Consider the following 13476-nt stretch of genomic DNA (forward strand, 5'->3'; position numbering starts at 1 on the left):
CGCTGGCAAGCCAGCTCCCACACGACAGTTGCTGTGACGAGGGGTATCGTTGACCTGCGTCACACCGCCGTCATCACAACCCGTCATTCTGTGCACCCTCACCTACGCCATGGAGCTGGTCATGTTGCATGCACAGAATCAGGATCGTCTGTATCTGGTTGCCCAGAGTGAAGAGCAGGAAGCTCTGATCAACGGTTTATCGTTCAATGTCCATGACCGCCACTGGCTCGTCTATTGCGCCCTGGCCGGCTGCCCCCACGACGACTGCCCGGAGCTGGACGCCGACACCGGCATCAGCTTCCTGGAGCTGTACGCCGAAGCCGCCTGAACCGCGGCCACGAAAAAGCCCGCGCCCCTATAAAGGAGCGCGGGCTTTTTTCGTTGCGCGGCTCGGTCAGTTACCCAGGGTACGGCCGATGCTCGGGTCCTTGAACAGGCGGGTCAGGGCATCGCTGAGCACATCGCTGACCAGCTTGGTATTGGTGTCCACGTTCGGTGCCATGCCGAAGCGCTGGTTCAGCGAAGCACCGTAGGAACCGGCGTAGTGACGGCCGTTGTTGTTCACGTCAGCACGGAAGTTGGCGCCGATGGTGGCCTCGGTCACGTACATGCCTTCTTTCGGCGACTGGTAGGTGAGGCTGGCCAGGGTTACGGTCAGCACCGGCGCGCTGCCGGAATTGCCGGTAGGGGTGTAGCCCAGCAGGCGCACGGCGGCTTCAGCCTGGGCTTGCAGCTTGGGAATCACATCGTTGGCATTGACGGTCACCGCGCTGGTTTCCGGGTACAGGCCACCACGGGTGCCCAGGGTTGGCGAAGGACGGCCATCCACCACGCGTACCACGACCGGCTGGCCCTGGCCAACGGGCGCCAGCTGCGAGTTCAGCACGGGTTGCGGGCTGAGTTGCTGCGGACTGTTGGCACAACCGGCCAGCGTCAGGGTGGTCACAGCGATCAAACCGAACAACAGGCGTTGCAGCATGCTCATCTCTCCAGGAATAGGCATTGATAGGGCGTCAGTATAACGGTGCGGGCCTGTCAGGAACCAGCATTCAACCTACCCACGCAAATGTAGGAAAAGTCATGCAGCCCACGCCGATGTGTGGGCGGAAGGGTGCGATAATCGGTCACGCCCCTGCCGCTTGACCCGCAGCGCAAGAAAACTCCACGAATAAAGATCTTTTCTGCGCGTTTCATCGTTATAATCTCCCCCCGATTATAAGGACGTCTCCTGATCGGGCCCCGCAACACCGCTGATGCCTCGCATCCAGCCCTCCAAAGCCCACAGAGAGCCGCCCACACAGGCCAATTGAAGCCGGTGTGCCCGATGCTTTCGGCACTTTCGCCCTTCGCTGGACCTGCCGCTGCCCGCGTCTTCATGGCAGCCTTTTTGAGGTTCACGACTCCAAAAGAGCGTGAAAAAAACGGTTTTCACTACTTCACAAGAGTGTGGCGAGCAAATGAACAGTTTTGCATCTGTACATGCATCAACAACGTCCGGTTCAGCACCGTACGGTCGGCACTTCTGCGCCTGCCTGTCAGGAGCCTGAGGTCGATCACTGGCAACGCGGGCGCATTGACCTAAGTCGAATTGCCCACCGGGCCCGAAAATGAGTTCATAAGGACTTGTTGGACCGGTTGGTAGCGTCCGCACAAGCTTGCGTTTTTTGCGAAGAGTCGGACATGGCACTCCTGGCCTGCTGATGTGTACCGGGAAGCCGTGCTGTCAATTTGGTGCTGAAGATTTTGGAGACGCGTTAATGGCGCATAACGAAGCAGTCGACGTGGTATTGGTAGGGGCCGGCATCATGAGCGCCACCCTGGCCGTACTGCTCAAAGAGCTGGACCCGACGATCAAGCTGGAAGTCGTCGAGCTGATGGACTCCGGTGCCGCGGAAAGTTCCAACCCGTGGAACAACGCCGGTACCGGCCACGCGGGCCTCTGCGAGCTGAACTACACGCCGCAGGCCAAGGATGGTTCGGTCGACATCAAGAAAGCCGTGCACATCAATGCCCAGTTCGAGGTGTCGAAGCAGTTCTGGGCGTACCTGGCCAAGCAGGGTACCTTCGGTTCGGCCCGTGCCTTCATCAACCCGGTCCCGCACCTGAGCTACGTCGAGGGTGACAAAGGCATCGAGTTCCTGAAGAAGCGCTTTGAGCTGCTGAAGCAGCATCACGCCTTCGCCGACATGGAATACACCGAAGACAAGGCCACCATGAACCAGTGGATGCCGCTGATGATGCCAGGTCGCCCCGCCGACCAGGCCATTGCCGCCACCCGCGTCATGCACGGTACCGACGTCAACTTCGGCGCGCTCACCAACAAGCTGCTCAAGCACCTGGCCGCCGGCCCCGACGCCCAGGTCAAGTACTGCAAGCGCGTCACCGACCTGACCCGCAACGGCAGCGGCTGGACCGTCACCATCAAGGACGTCAACAGCGGCAACAGCCGTAAAGTCGACACCAAGTTCGTCTTCCTGGGCGCCGGTGGCGCTGCCCTGCCGCTGCTGCAGCAGTCGGGCATCGAGGAAGGCAAGGGCTTCGGCGGCTTCCCGGTCAGCGGCCAGTGGCTGCGCTGCGACAACCCCGAGGTGGTCAAGCACCACCAGGCCAAGGTCTACAGCCAGGCCGCCGTGGGTTCGCCGCCCATGTCCGTGCCGCACCTGGACACCCGCGTCGTCGACGGCAAGACCTCCCTGCTGTTCGGCCCGTACGCCGGCTTCACCACCAAGTTCCTCAAGCATGGCTCATTCATGGACCTGCCCAAGTCGGTACGTGCCGGCAACATCGGCCCGATGCTGGCCGTGGCGCGGGACAACATGGACCTCACCAAGTACCTGATGAGCGAAGTGATGCAGTCCATGGAGCAGCGCCTGGAATCCCTGCGCCGCTTCTACCCCGAGGCCAAGGCCGAGGACTGGCGCCTGGAAGTGGCTGGCCAGCGTGTGCAGATCATCAAGAAAGACGCGAAGAAAGGCGGCGTGCTGCAGTTCGGTACCGAACTGGTGTCGGCAGCCGACGGCTCGCTGGCGGCCCTGCTGGGTGCCTCGCCAGGCGCTTCGGTGACCGTGTCGATCATGCTGGAACTGATCGAGCGTTGCTTCCCCGAGAAGTACCGTTCCGAGGCCTGGACCACCAAGCTGAAGGAAATCTTCCCGGCCCGCGAAAAAGCCCTGGAAACCGACGCGGCGCTGTACCGCCGGGTCAGCGCCCAGAGCGACGCTGCGCTGGAGCTGGCGCCGCAGGCGAACACCGCCGAGCAGCACCTGGCGTAACCGCCGCGCAGAAAAAAACGCCCTTCGGGGCGTTTTTTTTGCGCTGACGAAAATCAGCCGCGGGCTTTCTCGATGATCTCGATGTATTCCGGCGCGTTGCGCTGGTCACGGATCAGGGCGATGAAGTCGTTGCCGTGCTCGTCCTTGCCGTCCAGGTCGTAGCCGGCTTCAAGGAAGAACCCCACGAAGCGCTCGAAATCGTCCACGCGCAGGCCGCGGTAGGCCTTGATCAGCTTGTGCAGCGACGGCGAAGTGGCGTCGACCGGCTCGAACTCCAGGAACAACTTGACCTGCTCGTCGCCGATCTCGTCACCAATCAGCTGTTTCTTGTCTTTACGCATTGCCCGCTCCAACTCGCTGCTCTGGGAGGTGAGAGCTGGTTTGCCAGCTCCCACAAAGACAGCGAGTTTACCCCCGCGCGCCAGGCGGCTCAACGCGCGTGAACGGCGCCCGTGTGCAGGTCGGCCCAGATGTGGCCGTTAGGGTAGGTCAGGAACTGCACGTACACGGTGTCATTGCGCAGCAGGTCCATGATGGTGCGGTACTGGCCCAGCGGGTAATTCAGCGTCAGGGTCTTGCTGGCTTCGTCGTAGTTGGGCTTTTTCAGGCTTTTACTTTCGGCATCAAAGGTCAGCAACACCTGGCCGATGCTGGCACCCTTGTTCAGCGGCTTGCCCTTGAGGCGCACCAGCACCGAGGAAGTCACCGGAATGGGTTGCTGGTTGGACTGGCGCTGGTTGCCCACTACCACGGAAAAATCAGTGATCTGCAGTAATTGTTGCTGCTCAGGCTGTTCCTTGCGCAGGCCCAAGTCATCGGGCGGCAGGAACTGGGCATGCAGGGGGGCGGCAGCGAGGGGCAGGCTGGACAGCAGGACAAGTGCGGCAATCATCAAACGCATGGGCGAGCTCCTGGAGGGCAGCCCAGCACTCTAGCAGATCAGGTGTGGGAGCTGGCTTGCCAGCGAGCTTTTTGTGCTCCCGAAAAGCTCGCTGGCAAGCCAGCTCCCACAGGTCTTACATGCCTTTTACGGCGTAGATACCCGCCGCATTGCGCCAGTAACCCTTGTAGTCCATGCCGTAACCGAAGATGTAACGGTCAATGCACGGCAGGCCCGAATAGGTGGCCTTCAGGCCCGGGCTGGCCTTGCGGTCGTGGTCCTTGTCGATCAGCACGGCAGTGTGCACGGCGCGGGCGCCAGCGTGCTTGCAGAAGTCGATGATCGCGCTCAGGGTGTGACCTTCGTCGAGGATGTCGTCGATGATCAGCACGTCACGGTCGATGAACGACACTTCCGGCTTGGCCTTCCAGAACAGGTCGCCGCCGCTGGTTTCGTTGCGGTAGCGGGTGGCGTGCAGGTAGCTGGCTTCCAGCGGAAACTTCAGCTGGGTGAGCAGCTTGCCGGCGAAGATCAGGCCGCCGTTCATCACACAGAAGACCACCGGGTTGCTGTCGGCCATCTCGGCCGTGATCTGCGCGCCCACGCGAACGATGGCAGCCTCGACTTCAGCTTCGGTGTACAGGCAGTCGGCCTCGTCCATGACTTGACGGATATGCTCGAGATCAGCGGACATGACGCTCTCCAAAGGGGGGGTGGTCTGAGAAAAGCGGGCAAAGGTACGCATCCGCTCGGGACAGATCAAGCTTTTCTGGACTAACGTCCAGTATGTCTGCACGACAGTGCCAGCCGAATAGATTAATCTAGCGCGGTTTTTTTGCCCGCCCGGAGCCTTTCCCCATGCCAATCCTCGAGATTCGCCACCCGCTGATCCGCCACAAGCTCGGCCTGATGCGCCGTGCCGACATCAGCACCAAGAACTTTCGCGAGCTCGCCCAGGAAGTCGGCGCGCTGCTGACCTATGAGGCCACCAAGGACCTGCCACTGGAAACCTACGACATCGACGGCTGGTGCGGTACCGTCCAGGTCGAGAAAATCGCCGGCAAGAAGATTACCGTCGTGCCTATCCTGCGCGCCGGCATCGGCATGCTCGAAGGCGTGCTCAGCCTGATCCCGGGCGCCAAGGTCAGCGCCGTGGGCGTCGCCCGCAACGAAGAGACCCTGGAAGCCCACACCTACCTGGAAAAACTGGTGCCCGAGATCGACGAGCGCCTGGCCATGATCATCGACCCGATGCTGGCCACTGGCGGCTCCATGGTCGCCACCATCGACCTGCTGAAGAAAGCCGGTTGCAAGGACATCCGCGCCATGGTGCTGGTAGCCGCGCCCGAAGGCATCGCCGTGGTCGAGAAGGCCCACCCGGACGTGAAAATCTACACCGCCTCGGTTGACCAGCGCCTGAACGAACACGGTTACATCATTCCTGGCCTGGGCGACGCCGGCGACAAGATCTTCGGCACCAAGCAGAAGGACGCTTGAGCATGGCCGACGAGTTCAACGACCCGCTGTGGCGCCAGATCCTCTCCGGTGCGCAAATGCTTTTCGTGGCATTTGGCGCACTGGTGTTGATGCCGCTGATTACCGGCCTGGATCCCAATGTCGCGCTGTTTACCGCAGGTCTCGGGACTCTGCTGTTCCAGATCGTTACCGGGCGCAAGGTGCCGGTGTTCCTGGCCTCCAGTTTCGCCTTCATCACCCCCATCATCCTCGCCAAGGGCCAGTTCGGCCTGGCCGAGACCATGGGCGGGGTAATGGCGGCCGGCTTCGTCTACACCTTCCTGGGCCTGGCCGTGAAGATCAAGGGCACCGGTTTCATCGACCGCCTGCTGCCACCCGTGGTCATCGGCCCGGTAATCATCTCCATCGGCCTGGCCATGGCGCCGATCGCCGCCAACATGGCCATGGGCAAGGCCGGTGACGGCACCGAGTTGCTGCCGTACAGCACCGCCATGTTCATCTCCATGCCGGCGCTGCTCACCACGCTGATCGTCGCCGTGTTTGGCAAGGGCATCTTCCGCCTGGTGCCGATCATCGCCGGCGTGCTGGTGGGCTTCGCCCTGTCGTTCGCCTTCGGCGTGGTCGACACCGCGAAGATCGCCGCCGCCTCCTGGCTGGCGCTGCCGCACTTCACCGCGCCGGCGTTCAACTGGCAGGCCATCCTGTTCATCGTGCCCGTCGCCCTGGCGCCGGCCATCGAACACATCGGCGGCGTCATCGCCGTGGGCAGCGTCACCGGCCGCGACTACCTGAAAACCCCGGGGCTGCACCGCACCCTGCTGGGCGACGGCATCGCCACCACCGCCGCCGGCCTGTTTGGCGGCCCGCCCAACACCACCTACGCCGAGGTCACTGGCGCGGTGATGCTGACCAAGGCCTACAACCCGAAAATCATGACCTGGGCGGCGATCTTCGCCATCAGCCTGGCGTTCATCGGCAAATTCGGCGCCCTGCTGCAAAGCATCCCGGTGCCGGTGATGGGCGGCATCCTCTGCCTGCTGTTCGGCTCCATCGCCGCGGTGGGCATGAACACCCTGATCCGCCACAAGATCGACCTCAGCGAGGCGCGCAACCTGGTGATCATCTCGGTGACCCTGGTGTTCGGCATCGGTGGCGTGCTGATCGGTACCGGCACCGGCCCGCATGACTTTGGCCTGAAAGGGATCGCGCTGTGCGCCGTGGTGGCGATTGCGCTGAACCTGATTCTGCCGGGGCATGGGGATTGGAAGGAGAAGGTTGGGGAGTAAATCACTGACCCTGTAAGACTCGAAACGCCGTTATTCGCTTTTAGTGGGTAGCGGCGTTTTGCGTTATGCAGCCCTACCTCTCCACCCCAAGGCCACCCATCAAGCACTCATTCGAATTTGCAATATGTTTGGAAAAAGGCTACCGTACAGATATTGCAAAAACAAATATAAGGGAGCCGATGCGAGTCATTTCGTACAAACGAATCAAGGAAGCGCAGGAAAGGTGGCCGCAGACAGCAACTGCCCTGCAGAGCTGGTACGAAAAGATAGTGCGAAACGACCCGGTGAATTTCGCGCAAATGAAGTCGATTTTTCCCGCTACCGATTTCGTGGGCAAATTTCATGTCTTTGATATTGGCGGAAACAAGATCAGGCTCATCGCCGGCGTCTCCTACAGCACGCAGCAGGTCTTCATCAAGCATGTTTTAAGTCATGCGGAATACGACAAAGACAAGTGGAAGGTTTAAAACATGAACGCCATGGTAGAAGCAGCGAAAGAACACTGGTCGTTTGTGGCTCCACTGCTGAGCCCGCCTCAAAACGAGGAACAATACGACGCGCTGGTCGATGCATTGGACGAGCTCCAGGAAATCACTGGCTACGACAACAATCACCCGCTCGACGGCTTGGTCAACATGATCGCTGCCTTGATCGAGGCCTATGACCTGCGAGTACGCCCGATGCCAAGAGCCTCAGGCATCGACGTACTGCGCTCGTTCATGGAAGAGCACAAGCTCACTCAGGCAGACCTCCCTGAGTTGGGCAATCAATCGACGGTCTCGCAGCTGTTGTCCGGTAAACGCAAGCTGAGCGTTCGTCAAGTACAGGCGCTGGCCCAACGCTTTGGCGTTCAGGCTGAGACGTTTCTGGGGTGAGAAGTCGTTATCGGTTGCGGAAAGTCGGCCCGTAGCCGCAGCCTGATGGCAGCGGCTACGGATCGTGTCACGCCATGACGGGCGCCCGTTCGCACAGCACGTTCAAGGCTTCAGCCCACTGCACGTTGTCATTCAAACAAGGCACCAACACCAACTCCTCCCCCCCCGCCTCGACAAACTGCTCCTTGCCGCGGTCGCCAATCTCCTCCAGCGTCTCGATGCAATCGGCGACGAACGCCGGGCACATCACCAGCAGGCGTTTCACGCCTTGCTTGGCGAGTTCGTCGAGGCGTGCCTCGGTGTAGGGTTCGATCCACTTGTTCTTGCCCAGCCGCGACTGGAACGACACTGACCACTTGCCATCCGGCAGGCCCATTTTCGCCGCGAAGGCGGCGGCGCTGCGCATGCACTGGCCGCGGTAGCAGTTGGCGAGCACTTCGGGGCTGGACTCGGCGCAGCAGTCGGGGCGGCGCACGTCGTGGCCGGGGTTGAGTTTGGTCAGGTGGCGTTCGGGCAAGCCGTGGAAGCTTAGCAGCAAGTGGTCGAACGGCTGCGCGTCCAGGTACGGCTTGGCGCTGGCCACCAGGGCGTCGATGTACTCGGGCTGGTCGAAGAATGGCTGTAGCAGCTTGAAGCGCACCGGCAGCTTTTTCTCCTGCACCACCTTCTTCGCTTCCTCGATGACCGTGGTCACCGTGCTGTCGGCGAACTGCGGGTACAGCGGCGCCAGGGTGATGTCGCGCACGCCCTGGGCGGCCAGGCGGGTGAGCACGGTGTCCAGGGACGGCTCGCCGTAGCGCATGGCGATTTCCACCGGGCCGTGGGTCCACTGTTCGCGCATCACCGCTTCCAGGCGGCGGGTGAGGACGACCAGCGGCGAGCCTTCGTCCCACCAGATGCTGGCGTAGGCGTGGGCCGACTGCTCCGGGCGCTTGATCAGAATCAGCGACACCAGCAGCCGCCGCACCGGCCACGGCAGGTCGATGACGTACGGGTCCATCAGGAACTGGTTGAGGTAGCGGCGCACGTCGGCCACCGAGGTGGAAGCCGGCGAACCCAGGTTGACCAGCAGCAGAGCGTGATCGGTCATGCAACGTCCTAATTTCAGAGGCGCGGGACGAGGTCGCCCAGCGCCGATTGCAGATCATTGAAACGGAAGGTAAACCCTGCCGCCAGTAAACGCACCGGGCGCGCCCGTTGGCCGCCCAGCAGTAAATCCGACATCTCGCCCAGGCCCACCCGCAAGATCAGCCCCGGCAAGGGCATGAAGGCGGGCCGGTGCAGGGCACGGCCCAGGCGCCGGGCAAACTCGCGGTTGCGCACCGGCTCTGGCGCGCAGGCATTATAAGGACCGCTGGCGTCGCCCTTGTGCAAAAGAAAATCAATCAGGGCGATTTGATCGTCAATGTGCACCCACGGCATGAACTGCCGGCCACTGCCGATAGGGCCGCCCACGCCCAACTTGAACGGTACCTTCAGGCGCTTGAGCATGCCGCCCTCGCTGGCCAGCACCAGCCCGGTGCGCACCAGCACCACGCGCATGCCCAGCTCTTCGGCACGCTGGGCAGTCTCTTCCCAGGCGATGCACAGGTCGCTGGCGAAATCCTTGCGCACCGGTTGCGACTGCTCGCTCAGCTCGCGCTCGCCGCCGTCACCGTAGTAACCCACCGCCGAGCCGGATATCAACACGGCAGGGCGTTGCTGGCGCTGCTCCAGCCAGGCGATCAGTTGCTCGGTAAGGCCGATGCGGCTTTTCCACAACAGCTGGCGGCGCCGTTCCGTCCAGGGCCGGTCCGCAATGGGCGCGCCAGCCAGGTTGATGACCGCGTCCACCGTCTCTTCGCCCAACTCGTCCAGGCGGCCGATACCGGCCACCTCGCGGCCGCACAAACGCGCCACGCTCGTCGGCTGGCGGCTCCACACCGTAAGGCGATGGCCCTGCGCCAGCCAGTGCTGGCAAAGCCTGCGACCGATAAGGCCCGTACCGCCGGTCAGCAAAATGTGCATGACTGCTTCCTCGTGTAGCGTTGAAGGCAAATCGCTAGTCTATTTTTAAGAGAGCAGGCACTTTTGCCCACGGACTGCTCTCACATAGACACAGAGCAAACGGAAAAAGGACGACAGCAACTTATACTAACAATGATTATTGTACAGGTTTGTCCTTAAGCGTAGTCTGTGCAAAGAAGTAACGAGGCCACCATGACAGTACCTATTGCGATCATCGGTACCGGCATTGCCGGACTCTCCGCTGCCCAGGCGTTGTTCAAGGCCGGGCACACGCCGCACCTCTTCGACAAAAGCCGCGGCCCGGGTGGCCGTGCGTCCAGCAAGCGCAGCGACGCCGGCTCCCTGGATCTGGGGGCGCAGTATTTCACCGCCCGCGACCGGCGTTTCGTCGACCAGGTGCAACGCTGGCAAAGCGTGGGTTGCGTGGAAGAATGGAAGCCGCAGCTGTTCAACGCACGCGGCAGCCTGCTCAGCCCATCCCCCGACGAACAGACCCGCTGGGTGGGCACGCCACGCATGGGCTCGATCGCCAAGGCCATGCTCGGCGACATGAACGCGGTGTTCGGTTGCCGCATCACCGAAGTGTTCCGCGGCAAGCACCACTGGCACCTGCTGGACGCCGAAGGCTGCAGCCACGGCCCGTTCAGCCACGTCATCATCGCCCTGCCCGCGCCCCAGGCCACCGCCCTGCTGGCGGCGGCGCCGAAGCTTGCGGGCGTGGCCGCCAGCGTGCAGATGGAGCCCACCTGGGCCATCGCCCTGGCGTTCGACAAGCCGCTGCAAACCGCCATGCAAGGCTGCTTTGTGCAGGACAGCCCGCTGGACTGGCTGGCCTGCAACCGCAGCAAACCAGGGCGCGAGGCGACGCTGGACACCTGGGTGCTGCACGCTACCAGCAGCTGGAGCAAACAGCACATCGACCTGCCCAAGGAGGAGGTGATCGAGCAGTTGCACGGCGCATTCGCCGAACTGGCCAACTGCGCCATGCCGGCGCCGGCCTTCAGCATCGCCCACCGCTGGCTGTACGCACGGCCGGCGTCGGCCCATGAATGGGGCGCGTTGGCAGACGCCGACCTGGGGCTGTACGCCTGTGGCGACTGGTGCCTGTCGGGCCGCGTCGAAGGCGCCTGGCTCAGCGGCCTGGAGGCGGCGCGCCGGCTGCTTGAACACCTGGAATGAGTACCCCGCAGCACCGCCTTGAACCGCGCAAACTGCTGCTGTCCAAATGGACGGCAGCGCATCCCCGCCAACGCGAAAAGCACTTCCTGGTGACCGAACTGTTTCGGGACGAGGAAGGAACTGTCATCGAGATTGAACTGCAGGCCGTGCTGACCAAGCGCAGCGAGCGGCTGCCGTGGCAGGTGCTGCGCGATGCGCAGACCTGGCTGATGGGCTGGCGCTGACACGCCCTCCCCCACCGCGCAGGCACCAGGCACATCGCATAACGGCCGACGCAGCCTGCGGCAGCTGCTACGACGGCCAACCTGTAGCAGCGGCCGCAGGCCGCGTCACTCCCACCGGGCAGGCCCAGCCACACCGCATAACGGCCGACGCAGCCTGCGGCAGCTGCTACGACGGCCAACCTGTAGCAGCGGCCGCAGGCCGCGTCATGGCTACCGTGCGGGCGTCATGTACACCGCGTAACGACGGACGCAGCCTGCGGCAGCTGCTACGGGGCCTTAAATCTTGTACAAACCGTTTGACTTGTACAGCCTTCGTCCTACTATGAAGGTAAGTTGTACAAGATCATTCGCCTGTACAAGAGTGTACGCCCATGCCCAACTCTCCCAAGCCCCGCATCGGTATCAGCGCCTGCCTGCTCGGCGCCGAGGTGCGCTACAACGGCGGCCACAAGGAATCGCGCCTGTGCACCCACGCCCTGGCCGAACATTTCGACTTTGTCCCGGCCTGCCCGGAAGTGGGCATCGGCATGGGCATTCCGCGCCAGCCGATCCGCCTGGTCGGTGACGCCCAGGCGCCCCGCGCGCTGGGCACCGTCGACGCCAGCGTCGATGTTACCGAAGCCCTGGCCGACTACGGCACGCAAATGGCCGCGCAGATGGAAGACCTCAGCGGCTACATCTTTATGCACAAGTCACCCTCCTGCGGCCTGGAGCGGGTCAAGGTGTACCGCGACAACGGCGCGCCGCAACACGAAGGCGGCCGTGGCATCTACGCCGAAGCTTTCTGCGCCGCGCGGCCCGACCTGCCCGTGGAAGAGGACGGGCGCCTGTGCGACGCCGTGCTGCGCGAGAATTTCATTGTCCGCGTGTACGCCTACGCCGACTGGCAAGCGCTGCTGCGCGAAGGCCTGAGCCGCGGCGGGCTGATGCAGTTCCACTCGCGCTACAAATACCAGCTGATGGCCAACAACCCGCTGCAATACAAGGTGCTGGGCAAGCTGCTGGGCACCATGGGCCGCGGCGATGCTGCGGAAATAGGCCCGCGCTACTTCAGCGAGCTGATGGGCGCACTGAAGCGCTGCGCCACGCGTGGCACCCACAGCAACGTGCTGCAGCACCTGAGCGGCTACTTCAAGCGCACCCTCAGCGATGGCGACCGCCAGGAAATGCAGCACCTGATCGAGCAGTACCGCCTGGGCATCGTGCCGCTGGTGGTGCCGCTCACCCTGCTCAAACACCACCTGCGCCTGCACCCCGACCCGTACGTGAGCCAGCAGGTGTACCTGCAGCCCCACCCGGAAAACCTCAGCCTCAGAAATGCGATCTAACCCATGAACACCCCGATACCCGAAGGCGACGACGCTATTGCGGCCATGCGCGACGGCTGGCTGCCGATTCGCGAAGTGGCACGCCAGACCGGCGTCAACCCGGTCACCCTGCGTGCCTGGGAGCGGCGCTACGGCCTGATCGTGCCGCACCGCACTGCCAAGGGCCACCGCCTGTATGGCGCCGAGCACGTGCAGCGCATCCAGCAAATCCTCACCTGGCTGGGCCGCGGCGTGGCCGTGGGGCAGGTCATGGCCCTGCTCGACAACGCCCAGGCGTCCCACCCACTGGCCAGCGGTGGCGGCGACTGGCTGCCGCTGCGGGCCAGCCTGATGCAGGCCATCAGCGAACTGGCGGAGCGCCGCGTCGACGACACCTTCAACCAGGCCATGGCGCTGTACCCGCCGGTGACCCTGTGCGAACACCTGCTGTTGCCGTTGCTAAGCGAACTGGAGCAGCGCTGGCAGGGCCAGTTCGGCGCGCAGATGGAGCGGGTGTTTTTCCTGTCCTGGCTGCGCAGCAAGCTGGGCGCACGTATCTACCACAACAACCGCCAGCTCAACGGCGCGCCGCTGCTGCTGGTGAACCAGTCCGACCTGCCGCTGGAGCCGCACCTTTGGCTGTGCGCCTGGCTGGCCAGCAGCGCCGATTGCCCGGTGGAGGTGTTCGACTGGCCGCTGCCGGCCGGCGAACTGGCGCTGGCCGCCGAGCGCCTGGACGCCCGGGCGGTAGTGCTGTACTCGAGCAAGTCGCTGAACCTGGCCCAGCTGCCGCGCCTGCTGGCAGGCCTGGATGGCCCGACCCTGATAGTCGGACCAACGGTATGCATCCACCAGCACGACTGGCCCGTACATAACCTCGACACCGGGCGCCTGCACCTGCTCGATACCCCGCTGGCCGCCCAGCAATGCCTGCAGCGCCTGGGGGTGCTCTGACATGACCACACACGGA

The 13476-nt window shown here is 63.2% G+C and carries 16 protein-coding genes; 10 read left to right on the plus strand and 6 right to left on the minus strand.

The annotated features are described in order from the left end of the window. The first annotated feature begins 121 nt into the window (after nucleotides 1-121). Entirely contained in the window at nucleotides 122-328 is a 207-nt protein-coding gene (locus AC0SZ7_RS25870) for a hypothetical protein (protein WP_475507047.1), read from the plus strand. Nucleotides 329-394: 66 nt separating this feature from the next. Here the strand turns inward: AC0SZ7_RS25870 and AC0SZ7_RS25875 are convergent, their stop codons facing one another. Then, entirely contained in the window at nucleotides 395-979 is a 585-nt protein-coding gene (locus tag AC0SZ7_RS25875) for a YajG family lipoprotein (protein WP_475507048.1), read from the minus strand. Nucleotides 980-1757: 778 nt separating this feature from the next. On the opposite strand from AC0SZ7_RS25875, the gene mqo reads away from it, so the two are divergent. Next, on the plus strand, nucleotides 1758-3272 hold the full coding sequence (mqo, locus tag AC0SZ7_RS25880; RefSeq protein WP_475507049.1) for a malate dehydrogenase (quinone): 1515 nt from the start codon (nucleotides 1758-1760) through the stop codon (nucleotides 3270-3272). A 53-nt stretch (nucleotides 3273-3325) separates the two neighbouring features. On the opposite strand, the gene AC0SZ7_RS25885 is transcribed toward mqo, so the two are convergent. From AC0SZ7_RS25885 to AC0SZ7_RS25895, 3 genes are all read right to left on the minus strand, one after another. Then, entirely contained in the window at nucleotides 3326-3613 is a 288-nt protein-coding gene (locus tag AC0SZ7_RS25885) for a PA4642 family protein (protein WP_475507050.1), read from the minus strand. Nucleotides 3614-3702: 89 nt separating this feature from the next. Next, on the minus strand, nucleotides 3703-4173 hold the full coding sequence (locus AC0SZ7_RS25890) for a hypothetical protein (protein ID WP_475507051.1): 471 nt from the start codon (nucleotides 4171-4173) through the stop codon (nucleotides 3703-3705). 115 nt (nucleotides 4174-4288) lie between these two features. Further along, nucleotides 4289-4846, minus strand: a complete 558-nt coding sequence (locus AC0SZ7_RS25895; protein WP_416422533.1) for a hypoxanthine-guanine phosphoribosyltransferase — start codon at nucleotides 4844-4846, stop codon at nucleotides 4289-4291. A gap of 164 nt (nucleotides 4847-5010) precedes the next feature. Between AC0SZ7_RS25895 and upp the strand changes: the two genes are divergently transcribed. The 4 genes from upp to AC0SZ7_RS25915 all read left to right on the plus strand — a co-directional run bounded on the left by upp (nucleotide 5011) and on the right by AC0SZ7_RS25915 (nucleotide 7789). Beyond that, on the plus strand, nucleotides 5011-5649 hold the full coding sequence (gene upp, locus AC0SZ7_RS25900) for a uracil phosphoribosyltransferase (protein WP_416422532.1): 639 nt from the start codon (nucleotides 5011-5013) through the stop codon (nucleotides 5647-5649). Nucleotides 5650-5651: 2 nt separating this feature from the next. Then, nucleotides 5652-6914: a uracil-xanthine permease family protein gene (locus AC0SZ7_RS25905; protein ID WP_475507052.1), complete on the plus strand. Its 1263-nt coding sequence runs from the start codon at nucleotides 5652-5654 to the stop codon at nucleotides 6912-6914. Between the two features lie 179 nt (nucleotides 6915-7093). After that, nucleotides 7094-7381: a type II toxin-antitoxin system HigB family toxin gene (locus AC0SZ7_RS25910; protein ID WP_475507124.1), complete on the plus strand. Its 288-nt coding sequence runs from the start codon at nucleotides 7094-7096 to the stop codon at nucleotides 7379-7381. Between the two features lie 3 nt (nucleotides 7382-7384). Then, nucleotides 7385-7789 (plus strand): helix-turn-helix domain-containing protein, encoded by a 405-nt coding sequence (locus tag AC0SZ7_RS25915; protein WP_475507053.1) that lies wholly within the window; start codon nucleotides 7385-7387, stop codon nucleotides 7787-7789. A 67-nt stretch (nucleotides 7790-7856) separates the two neighbouring features. Here the strand turns inward: AC0SZ7_RS25915 and hemH are convergent, their stop codons facing one another. Both hemH and AC0SZ7_RS25925 read right to left on the minus strand, forming a co-directional pair. Continuing rightward, complete coding sequence (gene hemH / locus AC0SZ7_RS25920; RefSeq protein WP_475507054.1) at nucleotides 7857-8879, minus strand: ferrochelatase; 1023 nt, start codon at nucleotides 8877-8879, stop codon at nucleotides 7857-7859. Nucleotides 8880-8893: 14 nt separating this feature from the next. Beyond that, nucleotides 8894-9796, minus strand: a complete 903-nt coding sequence (locus AC0SZ7_RS25925) for a TIGR01777 family oxidoreductase (protein ID WP_475507055.1) — start codon at nucleotides 9794-9796, stop codon at nucleotides 8894-8896. Between the two features lie 192 nt (nucleotides 9797-9988). Between AC0SZ7_RS25925 and AC0SZ7_RS25930 the strand changes: the two genes are divergently transcribed. The 4 genes from AC0SZ7_RS25930 (at nucleotide 9989) to AC0SZ7_RS25945 (ending at nucleotide 13460) form a co-directional block, all read left to right on the plus strand. Then, nucleotides 9989-10975 (plus strand): NAD(P)/FAD-dependent oxidoreductase, encoded by a 987-nt coding sequence (locus AC0SZ7_RS25930; protein ID WP_475507056.1) that lies wholly within the window; start codon nucleotides 9989-9991, stop codon nucleotides 10973-10975. Further along, nucleotides 10972-11199: a TIGR02450 family Trp-rich protein gene (locus tag AC0SZ7_RS25935; protein ID WP_475507057.1), complete on the plus strand. Its 228-nt coding sequence runs from the start codon at nucleotides 10972-10974 to the stop codon at nucleotides 11197-11199. The genes AC0SZ7_RS25930 and AC0SZ7_RS25935 overlap by 4 nt, the downstream gene beginning before the upstream one ends. Nucleotides 11200-11570: 371 nt before the next feature. Continuing rightward, the gene (locus AC0SZ7_RS25940) at nucleotides 11571-12527 is read left to right on the plus strand and encodes a YbgA family protein (protein WP_475507058.1); all 957 of its coding nucleotides are present in this window, start codon (nucleotides 11571-11573) and stop codon (nucleotides 12525-12527) included. Nucleotides 12528-12530: 3 nt separating this feature from the next. Continuing rightward, nucleotides 12531-13460, plus strand: coding sequence for a MerR family transcriptional regulator (locus AC0SZ7_RS25945; protein ID WP_475507059.1), 930 nt, complete (start codon nucleotides 12531-12533; stop codon nucleotides 13458-13460). The last annotated feature ends 16 nt before the right edge of the window (nucleotides 13461-13476 follow it).

The organism is Pseudomonas sp. JC1203 (assembly GCF_056175065.1).

Bases quoted from the DNA above. Each gene is read 5' to 3' on its own strand.
- AC0SZ7_RS25870 (WP_475507047.1), top strand. From the start codon at position 122: ATGTTGCATGCACAGAATCAGGATCGTCTGTATCTGGTTGCCCAGAGT.
- AC0SZ7_RS25875 (WP_475507048.1), bottom strand. From the start codon at position 979: ATGCTGCAACGCCTGTTGTTCGGTTTGATCGCTGTGACCACCCTGACG.
- mqo (WP_475507049.1), top strand. From the start codon at position 1,758: ATGGCGCATAACGAAGCAGTCGACGTGGTATTGGTAGGGGCCGGCATC.
- AC0SZ7_RS25885 (WP_475507050.1), bottom strand. From the start codon at position 3,613: ATGCGTAAAGACAAGAAACAGCTGATTGGTGACGAGATCGGCGACGAG.
- AC0SZ7_RS25890 (WP_475507051.1), bottom strand. From the start codon at position 4,173: ATGCGTTTGATGATTGCCGCACTTGTCCTGCTGTCCAGCCTGCCCCTC.
- AC0SZ7_RS25895 (WP_416422533.1), bottom strand. From the start codon at position 4,846: ATGTCCGCTGATCTCGAGCATATCCGTCAAGTCATGGACGAGGCCGAC.
- upp (WP_416422532.1), top strand. From the start codon at position 5,011: ATGCCAATCCTCGAGATTCGCCACCCGCTGATCCGCCACAAGCTCGGC.
- AC0SZ7_RS25905 (WP_475507052.1), top strand. From the start codon at position 5,652: ATGGCCGACGAGTTCAACGACCCGCTGTGGCGCCAGATCCTCTCCGGT.
- AC0SZ7_RS25910 (WP_475507124.1), top strand. From the start codon at position 7,094: ATGCGAGTCATTTCGTACAAACGAATCAAGGAAGCGCAGGAAAGGTGG.
- AC0SZ7_RS25915 (WP_475507053.1), top strand. From the start codon at position 7,385: ATGAACGCCATGGTAGAAGCAGCGAAAGAACACTGGTCGTTTGTGGCT.
- hemH (WP_475507054.1), bottom strand. From the start codon at position 8,879: ATGACCGATCACGCTCTGCTGCTGGTCAACCTGGGTTCGCCGGCTTCC.
- AC0SZ7_RS25925 (WP_475507055.1), bottom strand. From the start codon at position 9,796: ATGCACATTTTGCTGACCGGCGGTACGGGCCTTATCGGTCGCAGGCTT.
- AC0SZ7_RS25930 (WP_475507056.1), top strand. From the start codon at position 9,989: ATGACAGTACCTATTGCGATCATCGGTACCGGCATTGCCGGACTCTCC.
- AC0SZ7_RS25935 (WP_475507057.1), top strand. From the start codon at position 10,972: ATGAGTACCCCGCAGCACCGCCTTGAACCGCGCAAACTGCTGCTGTCC.
- AC0SZ7_RS25940 (WP_475507058.1), top strand. From the start codon at position 11,571: ATGCCCAACTCTCCCAAGCCCCGCATCGGTATCAGCGCCTGCCTGCTC.
- AC0SZ7_RS25945 (WP_475507059.1), top strand. From the start codon at position 12,531: ATGAACACCCCGATACCCGAAGGCGACGACGCTATTGCGGCCATGCGC.